Source organism: Streptomyces hokutonensis (genome assembly GCF_000376565.1).
Taxonomy (GTDB): Bacteria; Actinomycetota; Actinomycetes; order Streptomycetales; family Streptomycetaceae; genus Streptomyces; species Streptomyces hokutonensis.
The window spans coordinates 74,704-91,387 of the sequence record NZ_BARG01000062.1; the positions used below are offsets into that span (position 1 = coordinate 74,704).

Consider the following 16,684-nt stretch of genomic DNA (forward strand, 5'->3'; position numbering starts at 1 on the left):
GGTAACGTTGATCTGTCATCCCGGTGGTCAAAGCCACCTCCTAGGAGCCCACATGGACCCTCTCGAAAACACGACGACCACAGGGCTGGGCGACCGCATCCGGCTGCTGCGCGGCAAACGTGGCCTCAAGCAGCAGGACCTGGCGTCCAGCGAGATTTCGGCGAGCTACATCTCCTTGATCGAATCCGGCAAGCGCGCACCGTCGGACGCGGTGCTCGCAGCCCTCGCGGAGCGCCTCGGCTGCTCCGCCGAGTACCTGCGCAGCGGACGGGACGACCACGAGCTGGAAGAGGCGCGCCTGCGGCTGGCCTTCGGCGAGATGGCCCTGCGCAACGGGAGCAACGGCGAGGCGCTGCAGACCCTCAGTGAGCTGCTGACGAAGCCCAATCTCCTGGACGTCCCGATGACCCGGCGGGCGCGCATGGGGCAGGCCTCCGCGCTGGAGAAGCTCGACCGGACCGAGGCCGCCATCGCGGTCCTGGAGGAGCTGCAGCGGGACCCCGACCTGGCGCCGGGATCGGCCGAGTGGTGCCAGATCGCGGTGGCCCTGTGCCGCTGCTATCGCAACGCCGGCGACATCACGCTCAGCATCGAGATCGGCGAGCGCGCGATGGCCCGGCTGGACGCCCTGGGACTGGACGTGACGGTCGACCACGTCCAGCTCGGCGCCACGCTCATGGGCTCGTTCCACATGCGCGGCGACCTCATCCACGCTCAGCTGATGGGCGGCAAGCTCCTGGACGCCGCCGAGAAGCAGGGCGCCCGGGCCGCGCGCGGCGCCGTCTACTGGAACGCCGGCCTGGTGGCCCGCTCGCGCGGCCAGCTCAACGAGGCCCTGGCCCTGGTGGAGCGGGCGCTCGCGCTGATGTCGGAGGACGACAACCTGCGCCATCTCGCGATGCTCAAGATGAACTACGGCTCCCTGCTGCTCCAGGTCGACGAGCCCGAACCGGCGCGCGGCAAGCAGCTGTTGGAGGAGGCGCAGCAGCTCCTGGCGGAGGTGGGCAACGCGCCGGAGCTCGCCCAGTGCGAGATCGGTCTCGCCGACGCGGACGCGATGCTCGGGCAGTGGGACGAGGCCGCGGCGCACGCCGAGCGGGCCCTGGGGCTGACCGGCACCGAGTCCCGCATCCAGGCCGTCGGCGCGCGCGGCACGCTCGCCGAGATCCAGCTGATGCGCGGCAACCACGAGCAGGCCGCGCAGTATCTCCAGGCTGCCACCCGGCAGCTGCGCCAGTTCCGCCCGTCCCACCAGGTGGCCCTCAACTGGCGTTACCTGGGCGACCTGTGGAAGCGCCAGGGCAACACCGCCGAGGCGCTCAAGGCGTACGACCGGGCGCTGTCGGCCGCCGGTATGGCACCGCACCGCGACCCCGGCCAGATCCTCTCCGAACAGCACCACGCCTGAACTGCCCGCCGTAATCCCGAATCCGGTACGGACCTTGCACCCTCACCCCCGGTAAAGGCCCGGACCTTTCGTCATGAAGCGGTCCGGCGGGGCAGGCGCCCCGGTTCCGTTTCCGGCCGGATTCCGGCCCTCCGAACCCCCCGCCTGGCAGAGTGCCCGGGGCGGGGGGTTCGTCGTGTCTCCGCTCGACGGGCCGCGAGGGCGGGAAATCCGCCGGTGAATTCCGCCCGGTCTCCCGCCACCGGGAATTCCCGCCGGAATTCCCTTGCAGAGCACGGGAGTTCATATTCCGGCGTGGGCGGTGAATTCGGTGGAGTTCAGCGGGAGGTGTTCGCCAGCCGGTGCACGGCGGCGAGCGGGATCTTCAACCGGTCGGGGCGGAGACGGGACTCGTATACGGCCTCGTACACGGCCTTGTCCGCCTCGAAGGCGCGCAGGGCCACCGGCTGGCAGCGTGGGTCCTCCCGCCCGGCGGAGGCGTAGCCCTCGATGAACGCCCGCCGGTTGCGCACCGCCCACGCGTAGGCGCGCCGGCGTCGGCGCAGTCGCCGCGCGGGCGAGCCGCCCTCCCCCGCGTCTCCGGACTCGCGGTCGGCCAGGCCGGTGCGGGCCGCGTAGTCGAATGAACGGAGCATGCCCGCGATGTCGCGCAACACCGGCTGCGGGCGGGCGCGTTCGGCGGCGGGCCGGGCCGGTTCGCCCTCGAAGTCGACGATCCGCCAGCCGTCCGCCGCGCGCAGCGCCTGGCCCAGGTGCAGATCCCCGTGGGTGCGCTGGGCGAAGACGGGGCTGCCGCGCCCGGCGACCCGGGCGTAGTCGTCGAAGAGGGCGCCGAGCCGGGTGGTGTAGCGGGCGAGGGCCGGGACCTCCTCGGCAGCCTCCTTGAGCCGCATGTTCATGCGGGCCGCCTCCTCGGCCACGTCCTGCGCCGTGAGCCGGCTGCGGCCGAACGCCTTGCCCAGCGCGCCGTGCACGTCCGCGACGGCGCGGCCCAGGCCGTGCGCGTGCGCGGTGAAACCGCCGGTGGCCGGGGCGGTGCGGCCCGCGCCGTCCATGCAGTCGCCCGCCTGTCGCACCGCCTCCTCCCAGCCGTCGCGGGCGTCGGGCAGGAACTCCTCGATCAGGCCGAGCACCAGGCCCTCGGCGCCGGGGGCGTCGCTGTGCAGCGCGCCGTAGAGGTGGGGGGTGCGGGCGCAGTGCTGCCGGGTGAGGGCGTGCAGGGCCTCGACCTCGGTGTGCGGGCCCGGTTCGGGGCGGCGGAAGATCTTGAGGAGGATCCGGCCGCCGTACGCCACGGCCGTGTTGCTCATCTCGCCCTCGAGCGGATGGGGCACCAGGCCGACGGGCAACGGATAGCGGCCGGTGCGTTCCAGGCGCAGGCCCGGGTCGGTGCCGGGGCCCGCGAGGGTGCGCAGCAGCAGTCCGAGCAGGGCGCCGTCGGCGAGGGCGTCGTAGACCTGCCAGCCCTGGAAGGGGCCGGTGGGGACGGTGGCGACGGCGGCCGGTTCGAGGCGGGTGGGGAGGTGGGGGCGCAGGCCGAGCAGGAGTTGGTAGTCGAGGACGGACCCGTCCTCGCGCCGGGCCGAGACCACGGCGTGCAGCAGCAGGGGCGGTTCGGTGCCGAGCACGGTGGCGGCTCTGGCTTCGAGCCGGGCTCCTCCGTAGCGGGCGTCGAACCATCGGCGGCCCTCCAGCCATGGTGCGAGGGCCGGCAGCAGGGGTTCGAGGATGCCGTCGCTCATGTTCCCTCCGCGGGTGTGAGCACGTGCGCGACCTGGTGGGCCGGATCGAGGCGTACGTAGGTGGACTCGCCCCAGGCGTAGGTCTCCCCGGTGAGCTCGTCGCGCAGCTTGAGGGTGCCGTCGGCGGGCAGGCCGAGGACGGCCGGGTCGCAGGTGACGGTGGCCTCGTGGGTGCGGTGCGGGTCGAGGTTGACGATCACGAGCACCAAGTCGGTTGCGCCGTCCGGCAGTTCGACGTGTTTGGTGTAGGCGAGGATCTGGTCGTTGTCCGTGTCCTGGAGGCGCAGGTTGCGCAACTCCTGGAGGGCGGGGTGGAGTCGGCGGAGCCGGTTGAGCAGGGTGATCAGCGGGGTGATGGTGCGACCCTCGGACTCGGCCAATGCCCAGTCACGGGGCCGGAGTTGGTACTTCTCCGAGGCGAGGTAGTCCTCGGTGCCCTCGGCCAGCGGGGTGTTCTCGCAGAGTTCGTAGCCGGCGTAGACGCCCCAGCTCGGCGCGGCGGTCGCGGCCAGCACGGCCCGGACCTCGAAGGCGGGCCTGCCGCCGTGCTGGAGGTAGGCGTGCAGGATGTCGGGGGTGTTCACGAAGAGGTTCGGGCGGAGGAAGTCGGCGCTGTCCTGGGCGAGTTCGGGCAGGTAGGCGGTCAGTTCGGCCTTGGTGTTCTTCCAGGTGAAGTAGGTGTACGACTGCTGGAAGCCGGCCTGTGCCAGTGCGTGCACCATGGCCCGGCGGGTGAACGCCTCGGCGAGGAACAGCACATCGGGGTCGGTGGCGTCGACCTCGGCGATCAGCCACTCCCAGAACTGCACCGGTTTGGTGTGCGGGTTGTCCACGCGGAAGATGCGCACCCCGAGGTCCATCCAGTGCCGCACGATCCGCAGCGCCTCGGCGTACAGGCCCTCGGGGTCGCCGTCGAAGTCGAGCTGGTGGATGTCCTCGTACGTCTTGGGCGGGTTCTCGGCGTAGGCGATGGAGCCGTCGGCGCGGTGGTGGAACCACTCGGGGTGCTCGGTGAGCCAGGGGTGGTCCGGGGAGCACTGGAGGGCGAGGTCCAGGGCGACTTCGAGGCCCAACTCCCGTGCGGTGGCGACGAAGTGGCGGAAGTCGTCCTCGGTGCCGAGGTCGGGGTGGATCGCGTCGTGGCCGCCGTGCCGGGAGCCGATGGCCCAGGGCGAGCCGACGTCGTCGGGGCCTGCGTGGAGCGTGTTGTCGGCGCCCTTGCGGTGGGTGGTGCCGATGGGGTGGACGGGCGGGAGGTAGACGACGTCGAAGCCCATCGCGGCGACGGCGGGCAGCCGCTCGGCGGCCGTCCGCAGGGTGCCGCCGGTCGGGCGGCTGCCCGCTTGGACCACCGCTCCCTCCGAGCGGGGGAACAGTTCGTACCAGGAGCCGACCAGGGCGCGCCGCCGTTCGACGCGCAGCGGCAGGGGCCGGGAGGCGGTGACGAGGTCACGCAGCGCGTAGCGCCCCAGGGCGGCCGTCACCCGGGGGGTGGTGACGGCGGACAGCCGGGCCGGAGGGGAGCCCAGGGTGTCGCGGAGCGCGGCCACGGCCGCGGAGACCGCCTCCCGGCGGTCCGATGCGGTGATGCCGAGTGCCGCCCGTTCGTGCAGCAACGCGCCCTCGGTCAGGGTGAGTTCGGTGTCGACGTCCGCCTCGATCTTCAGCGCGGCGTCGTGCCGCCAGCTCTCCAGCGGGTCGGCCCAGGCCTCGACACGGAAGGTCCACAGGCCCTCCGTGTCGGGGACGACGGTCGCCCGCCAGCGGTCGGCGTCCTCGTCGACGAGGGTCATCGGGACCCGGTGGGCCGGGCGCCCGGCGGGGTCGTGCAGGACGACGTCCGCGGCGACGGCGCCGTGGCCCTCGCGGAAGACGGTGGCCGTGATGTCGAGGTGTTCGCCGGTCACGGCCTTGGCGGGCAGCTCCCCGTCCCGCACCCGTGGTCGGACGTCGAGGACGGGGATGCGCCCGGTCACCGGTGTCATGGTCGACTCCTCCCGGTCGGATCCCGTCAGCGGAGCCCGGTCGGGGCCGGCGTACGGGATGCGAGCAGGTCGATGATGGTCCGTGCGAAGAGGTGGCAGTGGTTGCCGGTGCGGCCGGTGACCAGGTCGTCGTGGATGACGACGTCCTGGTCGACGTACTCGCCGCCCATGTTGCGCAGGTCGCCCAGCAGGTTGTTGTGGACCACCGCGCGCCGGCCGTGCATCAGGCCCTGCACGGGTGCGGCGAGCCACATGCCGTGGCAGATGATGCCCTTGACGATCGCCGGGTCGGCGAACGCGCGGCGCAGGAACTGGGAGGCGGGCGGCAGGAGTTGGGGGTCCTCGGTGTAGCGCAGCCGGTCGGCGACCATCCCGGAGGGGACGATCACCGCCGAGTACTCCTTCAGCGCGAACTCGTCGAGGTCCTCGAAGGACTCGTTGACCTCGAAGGGCATACGGTGCTCGTGCCCCTGGAAGGTCATCTCCTCGTTGCCCCACAGGCGGGACAGGAAGTGGACTTCGGCTCCCTCCTCGGGGAAGCGGTAGCGGTAGTAGAGGATCTCGGGCTCGTAGAAGTCGCTCTCCATCAGGACGGCGATCTTGTGACCGGACAGTCGCACGGCGGCTACCCCTTCCCCTTGGCGGTCACCAGGTCGATGAGGAACGGCCCGCGGTGGGCGAGCGCCTGCGCGACCGCCTCCTCGGCCTGCCCGGGCTTCTCGACCCGTACGGCGGCCACGCCGAGCGAGCCGGCGAGGGAGACGAAGTCGACGGCCGGGCTGCTCAGGTCGAAGATCTCGGGCTGTTCGTGGGCGGGGATGTGCTGGTCGCGCCAGTACTCCTCGATGTTGTCCTCCAGGAGCTTGTAGCGGCCGTTGTTGCAGATGACGAACTTGGTGGGGAGGCCGTAGCGGGCCGCCGTCCACAGCGCCTGGAAGGTGTACATGCTGCCGCCGTCGCCGGTGAAGCCGACCACCGTGCGGTCGGGGTGGGCGAGTTGGGCGCCCAGCGCGCCGGGAATGCCGACGCCCAGGGAGCCGCCGCGGGTCGCCATCCACTGGCCCGGCACGATCGGCGCCAGCCTGCGGAAGAGCTCCGGGGACGCCGTCAGCGCCTCGTCGAACAGGATCGCGTCCGACGGCAGCCGGCGCGCGAACTCCTGGGCGAGGGCGATGGTGGGCAGCTCAAGGGCAGTCGCCGTCGCCTCCTCCCGCGCGTCGGCCGCCGCGAGCGCGGCCGAGCGCTGCGCGGCGTGCCGGCGCAGCCGCTCGACCGCCGCCGTCCGCCGCCCGAGGCCCATCTCCCGGCCGAGCGCGTCGGCGAGCAGGCCGAGAGTGGCCTTCGGGTCGGCGACGATGCCGAGGTCGACGGGGTGGTTCTTGGCGATCGCGCCGGAGTCGAGGTCGATGTGCACGACCGGGACACCGGCCCCGAAGACGCCGTCGAGCGCCGGGTACACCTCGGGCAGCACATAAGTGCCCACGATGAGGACACCGTCGGCCGCGCCGGTGATCTTCCGGCTCTGGTCGCCGAACATGTGGCCCAACTGGCCCGCGTAGGCGGGGTGTTCGACGGACAGGTTGACCTCGGCCCAGTCCGCGCCGTACACATCGGCGCCCCACACCTCGGCCAGCCGCCCCAACTCGGCCTGGGCGCCCGCGAAGTGGACGCCGTCGCCGGCGATGACGAGCGGGTTGCGGGCGTCGGCGAGCAGCGCGGCGGCCCTCGCCACGGTGTCGGGGGCGGGCAGGCTGCGGGTCTCCGGGTAGGAGACGGGCGCCACCGCCTCGGTGGTGTCGTGGTCCATGACGTCGGCGGGCAGCACGACCAGTACCGGACCGTACGGCGGGGTCGCGGCGACCTTGAAGGCGCGGCGCAGCACCCGCAGCGTGGAGTCGGGGTCGACCACGCGGGTGGCCCATTTGGTCACCGGTTTGGCCATACCGACCAGGTCGGCGGCCATCTGCGCGTCCATGCTGTCGTAGCGCAGCCCGGCCTCGCCGACCAGGGTGACGATCGGGGCGTGGCCGCGCATCGCCTGGTAGAGCATGCCGATGCCGTTGCCGAGCCCTACTCCGGAGTGGAGTTGCAGGACCGCCGGGGTGCGGGTGGCGCGTGCGTAGCCGTCGGCCATGCCGACGGCCGTGCACTCCTGGAGGGCCAGGATGTACTGGATCGAGGGGAAGGAGCGCAGTTCGTCGAGGAACCCCTGCTCGACCGTGCCGGGGTTGCCGAACATGAACCGGACCCCTTCGGCCTGCAGTTGTTCGAGCAGCGCGATCCGCGCGGGCCTGCTGTCCATCGTGTGCTCACCTCTCGTCGGGGCGAAGGAGCGTGAGACGGTCGCCTGGGTCAGGCGGTCGTCCTGAACCCCCACTGCCGCAGGCCCTGTTCGAGGACCTCGACGGTCTTCTGTCCGGTCAGGTAGGAGTCGGGCGTCGAACGGCCCGTGATGAACGGGTAGTCGACGATGACGGAGGTCTCCTTGCCGAAGTTCCCGTGGTAGGCGCCGCCGGGTGCGGTGGCGTCGCGCAGGATGTACTCCAGCGGGTACGGCGGCGGCCCCATGACGAAGTCGGTGCCGATGAACCCGGTGCCGTCCTTGTAGTCGTACTCGATGCAGTGCCCGGTGACGTGCTTGCCGCGGATGAGGGACTCGCGGGTCTCCTGGTCGCGGGCGAAGGCGAGGCAGGCGACGCCGTAGCACTCGGCGGCGATCGGCCGGTCCAGGGCGTGGAAGGCGAGGATCAGGTCGTGGACCCGCCAGTTGTTGGCGAGGTCGACGATCGGTCCGCTGCCGCCGACGATCAGCAGCGCGTCGTAGCGGTCGGCGATCTGTGAACGCACCTGCTCCAGGCGGGTGTTGTAGGCCTCCCAGTCGCGCAGGAAGTACGGCTTGGACCGGTAGGGCCGGTCGGGCAGCCAGGACGACAGGTCGAGCGGGTTGTCGAGCCGGTCGGAGTCCTCGACCTTGCGCACCTTGGCGGCGGTCTCGGGGGTGGTGACGGAGCGGCCGAGCGGCGGGTCGATGTACTCGGGGTCCATGCTCGGCGGCAGCGCCTGCGGGCGCTTGCCGGTGGGGGTGGCGAAGGTGAGGTGGTAGCCGGCCTGGTCGAAGGTCTCCAGGGGGCCGATCAACTCCTCGCCCCAGTAACCGTGTTCGGACAGGACGACCAGAATGCGCCTGCTCATGGGGTTCCTCCCGTTCGGCGGGACGGTGCCAACTGGCGGATTCCTGTCTACGTCGGGGCCGTTCGCCCCGGCCGCCGGGGGCGCCCCGGTCGCGGCACATCCTCAAGTGGCCGAACGCACTACGGCATGTTGTGGCCATCGGTCCTCGTCGCGTGAACCCACCGGCGCACGGCGGGAGTTGCCGCAGCTCGGGCCGCGACTTCGCACAGTGCGGCCGGTCCGCGCGCACGAGCGGACCGGGCGGGCGCGGATGTGGGGTCATCGGACCCGTGCCGCTTCCGGCCCCCGGGAGCGGAACCCCGATGAGCGGAGACACACATGCCGAGCGAACAGACCGGCTCCGACCGGGAGATCGCCGAGTTCGTGCAGCGCTGGTACGACCTGCTGAGCGCGCACGCGCCGGTCGAGGAGCTGCTGCCCTTCGTCACCGACAAGGGCCTGGTGATGGCCTTCCCGGAGCGGACCCTGTACAGCCACGCGGACTTCCTCGACTGGTACACGGCCGTCGGCGAGGCCTACACCGACCAGAGCCACACCGTGGAGAAGGTCACCACGCACGAGGAGGGCACCCGGATCGACGTCGACGTCACGGTGGTGTGGACCGCCAAGTCGACCGCCGACGGGTCCGTCTCGTCCTTCCGGATCAACCAGAAGTGGCAGTTGGAGCGGTCCACGCCGGGCGCCCGCCCGCTGATCGTCGACTACCGGGTCGGCGAGCCGGCCGCGATCTGATTTCCCGTCACCTTTTGGAGGCTGTCATGCCGTCGAAGTCGCTGCCCCTCGGGGCCGATTACATCGTCGTCGGCGCCGGCTCGGCCGGCTGCGCGGTCGCGGCCCGCCTGAGCGAGGATCCCTCGACGACCGTGGTCCTGCTGGAGGCGGGCGGCTGGGACGAGCGCCCCGAGATCCACCGGGCCGACGCGGCCTCGGTCCTCTCGCTGCTCACCGCCGAGTGGCGGAGCGAGATCGACTGGGGCTACGTCACCGAGTCCGAGGCGGGCATGGAGGGCCGACGGGTCCCCGTGGCCCGTGGCAAGGTCGTCGGCGGCTGCAGTTCCGTCAACGCCCTGATGTGGGTGCGCGGCAGCCGCCACGACTACACCCGCTGGGTCGCCGAGGGCGCGACCGGTTGGTCGTACGACGAGGTCCTGCCGTTCTTCCGGCTGGCCGAGGACTACTCGGGCGGCGCCGACGAGTTCCGCGGCGCGGGCGGTCCCGTCCGGGTGCGGCAGCTCGACCAACCCTCCCCCATCGCGCGGGCGTTCGTGGCAGGCGCCGGTGAGCTCGGGTACGCCGCGGACGCCGACGGGGACTACAACGGCGCCCGGCAGGAGGGCTTCGGCTTCCTGTACCAGACGTTCCGCGACGACGCGGGCCGCCGGTGCAGCACCGCCGACGCCTATCTGCGACCGGCCCTGGACCGTTCCAACCTGACCGTGCTGACGGACACCCTGGTCACCCGGCTGCTGCTGGACGGGACTCGGGTCACGGGCGTCGAGTACGTCCAGGACGGCGAGCGGCGGCAGTTGCGCGCCGAGAGCGAAGTCATCGTGTCCGCCGGGGCGTTCGAGACGCCGAAGCTGCTCATGCTCTCCGGCATCGGTCCGGCCGCGCACCTGCGGGAGCACGGCATCCGCTGTGTCCAGGACCTGCCGGGGGTCGGCGCCGGACTTCAGGACCACCTGTTCACGCCCGTCTGCTACCAGTCGCTCCAGGAGCACCCGGACGGGGCGCTGCTGTCCGAGGCGGGGCTGTTCACCCACACCCGCGAGGCCGGTCCTGAGGACGCCCCCGACCTCCAATTCACCTTCGGTCCCATCAAGTTCCTGCCGGCCGACGCCCCCGCCGACCAGTGGGAGGGTCCCGGCTTCACCTTCGCACCGATCGCGCTGCGGCCGCAGAGCCGGGGCCGGGTGCGGCTGCGCGACGCCGATCCGGAGTCCAACGCCGTCGTCAGCGCCGGTTACCTCACCTCCACCGCCGACCTCGAAGTCCTGGTGCGGGGCGTGGAGTTGGCGCGCGAGCTGGCTTCCACCCGCGCCTTCGACGCGTTCCGCGGCGACGAGCTGGGCCCCGGCAAGGACATCACCGGGCCCGCCGAGCTGCGCCGGTACGTCGCCACCAACGCGACCACCCTGTGGCACCCGGCCGGCACCTGCCGCATGGGCACGGGCGCGGACGCCGTCACGGACCCCGAGCTGCGGGTGCACGGCATCGCCGGGCTGCGGGTCGCGGACGCGTCGGTGATGCCGTCGATCACCGCCGGCAACACGCACGCGCCGAGCGTCATGATCGGCGAGCGCGCGGCGGCGTTCGTCCGCGCGGCCGCCGTCCCGGCTCTCTCCGAACCGTCCCTGTCCGACGTCCACTTGAGCTAGGGGATGCACCATGTCCGACCTCGACCAGTCCCAGCAGGAGAACCTGAAGCTGTACCGGCGTTTCCTCGACGCGTTCAACGCCGGTGACCAGGCGGAGATGCCCCGGGTCATCGCCGCCGGCTTCACCGACCACCACCCCGGGTTCGACATCAACGGCCTCGACTCCTATCTGGAGGCGCTGCGCGGGGCCTACAACACCCTGGATCTGAAGGGCGAGTTGGAGGAGCTGTCGGCGCTCGGCGAGGACCGGGTCCTGACCCGGGTCAAGCTGACCGGCACACACCTCGGCGAGCTGCTCGGCTTCCCGGCCACGGGCCGCAAGGTCGAGTGGTCCACCACCGAGATCTGGCGGGTCGAGGACGGCCTGTTCGTGGAGCGGTGGGCGCAGGACGACATGCTCGGGCTGCGCGAGCAGATCTCCTCCGACGCCTCGAACCTGGCCGTCGTCCAGCAGGTCAGCGACGCCGTCAACCAGCGCCGACTGGACGCCCTCGACGACCTGTTCGGGCCGACGTTCCACGACAACAACCCGGCGTGGAGCTGCGAGAGCCTGGAGGAGCTGAAGGGCATCATCCAGGGCGCCTACGACGGGCTCGACTTCAGCGTGCACCTCGACGCGCTCTACCCCGCCTCGCCGGACAAGGTGATCATGCACATCACCTTCCACGGCCGGCACATCGCGCCGTTCTTCGGCCAGGAGCCGACCGGCAAGGAGGTCTCCTGGACCAGCCTGGAGGTCTACCGGCTGGAGGACGGCAAGGTCGTCGAGCGCTGGGTGCAGGCCGACACCGCGGGCCTGATGCGCCAGGTCGGCGTGCCGCTCCCCTGACCGTTCCCGCACCCCAGACAGCAACCGGAAAGGACGGGCGCATGAACACCCGAGAAGTGGTCGACACGTACTACCGGCTGGCCAACTCCGGTGAGTGGGACGCCTGGTGCGACCTGTTCGCCATCGACCAGACCATGGACGAACAGCTGGCCGGACACGTCGAGGGCCGCGAGACCCTCCGCGAGATGATGAAGGGCTTCCCGGAGATGTACGCCTCCTTCGCCAACGTGCCCCGGCACGTGGTCGTGGACGGCGAGCAGGCCGCGGTGGTCTCCGACATCACCGGCACCACCCACGACGGCATCACCGTCGAGGCCAAGGTGTGCAACTACTTCCGCGTCACCGGCGGTCTCATCACCTACTTCGCGAACTTCCACGACAGTGTGCCGTTCGCCGCGGTCACCGGGAAGTGAGCGCTATGACGACCGCTCCGGCCGGCCTGCGCTGGTCGCACGTCGGCCTCAACTGCCGTGACCAGAAGGCCACGGAGGACTTCTACACCCGGCACTTCGGGTTCGCCCGGGCCCGGGTGGTGGAGGCCGACGGGGTCCGCGTGGTGTTCCTGCGCAACGGCCCCGTCTACCTGGAGCTGTTCGCGACCGACGCGGACGCCCTGTTCACCACGGCGAAGGACGGCCCGGCCAACCCCGGCACGGCACGGCATCTCGCGTTCCAGGTCGACGACGTGGACGCGTTCCTCGCCGCCGCCGGGGGCGAACTGGAGCCGCTGCTCGGCCCGTTGACCTTCGACGAGTTCATCCCCGGCTGGAAGACGGTGTGGGTGTCCGACCCGGACGGCATCGTGCTGGAGGTCAGCCAGGGCTACACCGATCAGACCACCGACGAACTGGCCACGTACGCCTGACAGGAGAGTGCACCACCATGAGGCCCGTCCCCGACCAGACCATCCTCCTCACCGGCGCCACCGACGGCATGGGCCGTGAGCTGGCCCGTGAACTCGCCGCGCAGGGGGCGTCGTTGATCCTGCACGGCCGCAACGCGGCCAAGGGCGCGGAGCTGCTGGCCGAACTGCGCGCGTCCACCGGCAACGACCGGCTCAGCTACGAGCTGGCCGATTTCTCCTCGCTGGAGGACATCCGCAAGCTGGCCGACCGGATCCTCGCCACGCACGACCGGCTCGACGCGCTGGTGAACAACGCCGGCATCGGGGTCGAGCTGGTGCGCCACGAGAGCCAGGACGGCCTGGAACTCACCTTCCAGGTCGACTACTTGGCGGCCTACATGCTCAGCTGCCGGCTGGCGCCCCTGCTGGTGCGCTCGGCCCCGGCCCGCATCATCAACGTCAGCTCCGCGGGCCAGGCGCCGATCGACTTCCGCGATGTGATGCTGGAGCGGCACTGGGACGGCGTGCAGGCCTACTGCCAGGCGAAGCTGGCCCAGATCAGCCTCACCATCGACCTGGCGGAGCGGCTGCGCGGCACCGGGGTGACGGCCAACGCCCTGCACCCCGCGTCGTACATGCCGACGAAGATGGTGGTGAACCTGTTCACCCCGCAGTCCACGGTCGCGGAGGGTGTGCACAGCACCCTGCGCCTGATCACCGACCCGGCCCTCGACGACGTCACGGGCACCTACTTCAACCGCACCCAGCGCTCCCGGGCGGGCGCCCAGGCCTACGACGAGAAGGCCCGCGCCCAACTGCGCGCGCTGAGCGAGTCGTTGACCGGGGTGACCTTCCCGGCCGACCTGAGCGGCTGAGCGGCCCACGGCAGCACCGAGCCCCCGCCTCGTGCACGCGAGGCGGGGGCTTCGTGGTGTGCCGGTGCTAGTTCGCGGTGACGGACAGCTTGTGGTGGAACACGTTGCCCGGGTCCCAAGTGGCTTTCACCTGGCGCAACTTGGCGAGGTTGCCCTTGAAGTAGAGCGTCTGCCAGGGCACGCCGGAGGTGTTCCAGGCCGGGTCGGTGAGGTCGGTGTCGGGGTAGTTGATGTACGAGCCGTCGTTGGTGTCGTTCGGTACCGGCACTCCGCCGGTGTCCGCGTACAGGTCGCGGTAGAGGGCGCGCATCCAGGCCACGTGCCGGTCGTCCTGCGTCGGATCGGGCCAGTACGTCGTGAAGTTGGCCTTCAGGATCGAGTCCCGCTGGGCGAGTGCGGTGGCGGTGGACGAGACCGTGTTGACCTTGCCGCCGTAGGAGTAGAGCAGGATGCCGGCGTGCCCGTCGTAGGCGGCGTCGGAGAGGTAGCCGTAGAGCGTCCTGGCCTGTGCGGGTGACCAACCCTGGCGCAGATAGGCGCCCTTGGACTTGGTGCGGTTGTAGAGGCCGGTGTCGTAGGGGTCTTTGAGGGTCGTCTTCAGCCAGGGCCAGGAGGAGCGGCCGTCCGTGTACGGGACGCCGATGCCTCCGACCACCGCCGTGACGTAGGCGTCGAGGAGGGCGGATGCGTCCGAACGGGTGCCGTCCATCTGGGTGTTGAGGACGAGGCTGCCCTGGATGCGGTTGTAGAGGATCAGGACGCTGTGCAGGCTGTCGTACGAGGAGCCGGCGACGCTATTGCGGGCGTGCCAGGTGCCGTGGTTCGCGATGAGCGCGGTGAAGGCGGCCTCCGTCAGGTCGGTCCACTTGATGGCGACCGTCGACTTCAGAAGGGTCTTCGGGGGTCTGGGCAGGAGGGTCGAGGGGTCGGTGCCGGTGGCGTCGGGGGCGCGGAACCAGTAGCGGGTGACGATGCCGAAGGTGCCTCCGCCACCGCCCGTGTGGGCCCACCACAGGTCGCGGTGCGGGTCGCCGGCCTCGCGGGTGGCGACCACGGCACGGGCGGTGCCGGAGGCGTCGACCACGACGACCTCCACGGCGTAGAGGTGGTCGACGACGGCACCGTACTGGCGGCACATCGCGCCGTAGCCGCCGCCGGTGACATGGCCGCCGACGCCGACCGTCGGGCAGGTGCCGCCGGGCAGGGACACGCCCCACTCCAGGTACAGGGTGCGGTAGACGTGGCCCAGCGTGGCGCCGCCCTCGACCATGAAGGCGCGGCGGGCGGGGTCGTAGTGGACCGCGTCCATCTCCGACATGTCGACGAGTGTCCGTACGTCCGGGTCGTCGACGAGTCCGTCGAGGCAGTGCCCGCCGCCGCGCACGCCGATGCGTTTGCCGGCGTCGACCGCCTCCTGGACGACGGACACCACCTGGGCGGTGGTGTGGACGAGGCGTATCGAGTCGGGGGCGGCGGTGAATCTCGCGTTGTAGCCGCGGGAGGTGAGGTCGAGATAGCGGGAGTCGGCCGCGTTGACGATGACCGCGCCGGGGGTGCTGTTGTCCGTGGCGAGGGCGCGGGTGGGGACCACGGCCGCAGTGATCCCCGCGGCGGTGGCGGTGCCGAGGAGTCCGCGCCGGGTGAGGCCGGCGGACATGCTTCGGTCGGGTTGTTTTCGTGTCACTGCTGTCTCCTTCTTCTGGCTGGAGGACCTTCTTCTGGTGGCTGGACGAAAAACTGCCGCCCAGGAGGCCGGGAGCCTTCTGGGCGGCAGGAGTTGAGGGGGCGTCAGACGACGTCGTGTCCGCTGACCGTGGTCTCCGGGATCTCGTCGCGGACGTCCCAGTGCTCGACGATCAGTCCGCCTTCGAGCCGGAAGATCTCCACGACCACCGAACCCCGGTCCGTCGCGGTGGCGCGGAAGTGGGTGTGCACGAAGACCAGTTCGCCGGAGCTCGCCGCGCGCTTGATCTCGAACCGCGCGTCGGGAAGCTGCTTGCGGAAGCCCTTGATGAACTCGACCAGCGGCTCCCGTCCGTCGGGCAGGTTCGGGTTGTGCTGGATGAGGTCCGCGGCCAGGTACTTGTCGGCCAGGTCGGTCTGCCCCTGGTTCCAGACGGTCTCCAGGTATTCGCTGACGAAGTGCACCTGGTGGCTGCTCATGAGTTCTCCTTGACTGACTGAACTAACTGATGTGTACAGGTGTGGCGGGCTGCTCGGCGGACGCCGCCGCCGAGGCCTGCCGGACGGACAGCACATGGGCCAGCGCGGCGAGGACGAGGACTCCCAGGGCCGCGGCCGGGATGGGGCCCGCGCCCACGCCGGGCAGCAGCGAGCTGCCGATGAAGCTGCCGAGGCTCATCCCGAGGTAGAGCGCGGCGGCGTTCAGGGCGAGGATCAACCCCGGTTGCAGGGGCACGAGTTCGACCAGCCGGGCCTGCTGCGGGGCCTGGTAGAGCTGGCTGAAGAAGGCCCAGAACGCGAAGAACACCAGCCCGGCGTGGGAGTGCGGGGCGACCAGCAACAGGGCGAAGCCCGCGGCGAGTCCGATGACGGCGAGGCCCACGGTCCGGTCCCCACCGAGCCGTTCGGCGATCCTCGGTGCCGTCGCGTTGCCCGCGACGCCGATGACGCCGAAGGCGAGCAGGGTCACGGAGATCAGCCCGGAAGACGCGTCGAAGCGGTCCTTGAGGTAGGCGCCCGCGATGCCGTAGACGGTGAACTGGGCGGCCATGAAGAGCAGGGTCGTCGAGACGGTGGCCACGGTCGCGGGGGTGCCCAGCGCGCCGCGGTAGGCGCGCAGGGTGGGCGGTTCGCCGGCGGGGATCTCGGGGACGAACACGAACACCGTCACGAAGGCGATCGCGGAGAGCGCGGCCACGCCGAGCAGCGCCGGGCGCCAGCCGAGGCTGCCGCCGAGGAAGGACGCCAGCGGCACACCGAGCACGGCGGCGGCCGTCATCCCGCCGAACACGGTGGCCAGCGCCCGCTGCCGGCGCTCGGCCGGGACGATGAGCGCCCCGGCCGCCGAGGCGCCGGGGCCGAAGACGGCGGCGCCCATCGCGGCGAGGACCCGAGTGACCGTCAGGAAGCCGTAGTTGGGCGCCACGGCACCGAGTGCGGCGCCCACGGTGAGCAGCCCGATGCCGACGAGGAGGACGCGCTTGCGGTTCCACCGGCGCAGCAGGATGGGGGCGGTGGGCGCGCAGACCGCGAAGGTCAGCGCGAAGACGGTGACGAGGATGCCCACGGAGGCGGGCTGGACGTGCAGGTCGTCCCCGATCGGACCGTTCAGGCCGACGACCGCCAGCGAGATCGTCCCCAGGCTGAAGTAGCCGAGTGACAGCGACAGCAAGGCCGGTAAGGCGTTGCGGGACGGCATCACGCCACCTCCTCTTCCGAACGTTCCGAACGGGAAAGTTGCATACGGC

General features: G+C 71.2%; 15 protein-coding genes. 7 read left to right on the top strand and 8 right to left on the bottom strand.

The features are described 5' to 3' along the window. The first annotated feature begins 52 nt into the window (after positions 1 to 52). Positions 53 to 1,408, top strand: a complete 1,356-nt coding sequence (locus SSP08S_RS36625) for a helix-turn-helix domain-containing protein (RefSeq protein WP_019072619.1) — start codon at positions 53 to 55, stop codon at positions 1,406 to 1,408. Positions 1,409 to 1,725: 317 nt separating this feature from the next. Here the strand turns inward: SSP08S_RS36625 and SSP08S_RS36630 are convergent, their stop codons facing one another. Genes SSP08S_RS36630 through SSP08S_RS36650 form a run of 5 tightly spaced genes read right to left on the bottom strand, consistent with a single transcriptional unit; the run spans position 1,726 to position 8,327 of the window. Next, a complete protein-coding gene (locus tag SSP08S_RS36630; protein WP_019072620.1) occupies positions 1,726 to 3,150 on the bottom strand; it encodes a maltokinase N-terminal cap-like domain-containing protein in 1,425 nt (474 codons plus the stop codon). Further along, positions 3,147 to 5,135: an alpha-1,4-glucan--maltose-1-phosphate maltosyltransferase gene (locus SSP08S_RS36635; protein WP_019072621.1), complete on the bottom strand. Its 1,989-nt coding sequence runs from the start codon at positions 5,133 to 5,135 to the stop codon at positions 3,147 to 3,149. The genes SSP08S_RS36630 and SSP08S_RS36635 overlap by 4 nt, the downstream gene beginning before the upstream one ends. A 26-nt stretch (positions 5,136 to 5,161) precedes the next feature. After that, positions 5,162 to 5,755 (bottom strand): DJ-1/PfpI family protein, encoded by a 594-nt coding sequence (locus SSP08S_RS36640; RefSeq protein WP_019072622.1) that lies wholly within the window; start codon positions 5,753 to 5,755, stop codon positions 5,162 to 5,164. Between the two features lie 5 nt (positions 5,756 to 5,760). Then, positions 5,761 to 7,437, bottom strand: coding sequence for a thiamine pyrophosphate-binding protein (locus SSP08S_RS36645; RefSeq protein WP_026179144.1), 1,677 nt, complete (start codon positions 7,435 to 7,437; stop codon positions 5,761 to 5,763). Positions 7,438 to 7,487: 50 nt separating this feature from the next. After that, positions 7,488 to 8,327, bottom strand: coding sequence for a type 1 glutamine amidotransferase domain-containing protein (locus SSP08S_RS36650; RefSeq protein ID WP_019072624.1), 840 nt, complete (start codon positions 8,325 to 8,327; stop codon positions 7,488 to 7,490). A 318-nt stretch (positions 8,328 to 8,645) separates the two neighbouring features. On the opposite strand from SSP08S_RS36650, the gene SSP08S_RS36655 reads away from it, so the two are divergent. Genes SSP08S_RS36655 through SSP08S_RS36680 form a run of 6 tightly spaced genes read left to right on the top strand, consistent with a single transcriptional unit; the run spans position 8,646 to position 13,253 of the window. After that, positions 8,646 to 9,059 (top strand): nuclear transport factor 2 family protein, encoded by a 414-nt coding sequence (locus SSP08S_RS36655; protein ID WP_019072625.1) that lies wholly within the window; start codon positions 8,646 to 8,648, stop codon positions 9,057 to 9,059. 26 nt (positions 9,060 to 9,085) lie between these two features. Continuing rightward, the gene (locus SSP08S_RS36660) at positions 9,086 to 10,705 is read left to right on the top strand and encodes a GMC family oxidoreductase (RefSeq protein WP_019072626.1); all 1,620 of its coding nucleotides are present in this window, start codon (positions 9,086 to 9,088) and stop codon (positions 10,703 to 10,705) included. 10 nt (positions 10,706 to 10,715) lie between these two features. Next, a complete protein-coding gene (locus tag SSP08S_RS36665; protein ID WP_019072627.1) occupies positions 10,716 to 11,534 on the top strand; it encodes an ester cyclase in 819 nt (272 codons plus the stop codon). A 41-nt stretch (positions 11,535 to 11,575) separates the two neighbouring features. Then, complete coding sequence (locus tag SSP08S_RS36670; protein ID WP_019072628.1) at positions 11,576 to 11,947, top strand: nuclear transport factor 2 family protein; 372 nt, start codon at positions 11,576 to 11,578, stop codon at positions 11,945 to 11,947. Between the two features lie 5 nt (positions 11,948 to 11,952). After that, positions 11,953 to 12,399 carry a VOC family protein gene (locus tag SSP08S_RS36675; RefSeq protein WP_019072629.1) on the top strand — a complete coding sequence of 149 codons (447 nt, stop codon included), beginning with the start codon at positions 11,953 to 11,955 and terminating at the stop codon, positions 12,397 to 12,399. A 17-nt stretch (positions 12,400 to 12,416) separates the two neighbouring features. Next, positions 12,417 to 13,253 (top strand): SDR family NAD(P)-dependent oxidoreductase, encoded by an 837-nt coding sequence (locus SSP08S_RS36680; protein WP_019072630.1) that lies wholly within the window; start codon positions 12,417 to 12,419, stop codon positions 13,251 to 13,253. Positions 13,254 to 13,320: 67 nt separating this feature from the next. Here the strand turns inward: SSP08S_RS36680 and SSP08S_RS36685 are convergent, their stop codons facing one another. The 3 genes from SSP08S_RS36685 to SSP08S_RS36695 all read right to left on the bottom strand — a co-directional run bounded on the left by SSP08S_RS36685 (position 13,321) and on the right by SSP08S_RS36695 (position 16,635). Then, positions 13,321 to 14,910 (bottom strand): FAD-binding oxidoreductase, encoded by a 1,590-nt coding sequence (locus tag SSP08S_RS36685; protein WP_019072631.1) that lies wholly within the window; start codon positions 14,908 to 14,910, stop codon positions 13,321 to 13,323. A 131-nt stretch (positions 14,911 to 15,041) separates the two neighbouring features. Continuing rightward, the gene (locus tag SSP08S_RS36690; RefSeq protein ID WP_019072632.1) at positions 15,042 to 15,416 is read right to left on the bottom strand and encodes a nuclear transport factor 2 family protein; all 375 of its coding nucleotides are present in this window, start codon (positions 15,414 to 15,416) and stop codon (positions 15,042 to 15,044) included. A 22-nt stretch (positions 15,417 to 15,438) separates the two neighbouring features. After that, on the bottom strand, positions 15,439 to 16,635 hold the full coding sequence (locus SSP08S_RS36695) for an MFS transporter (protein WP_019072633.1): 1,197 nt from the start codon (positions 16,633 to 16,635) through the stop codon (positions 15,439 to 15,441). Positions 16,636 to 16,684 lie beyond the last annotated feature (49 nt).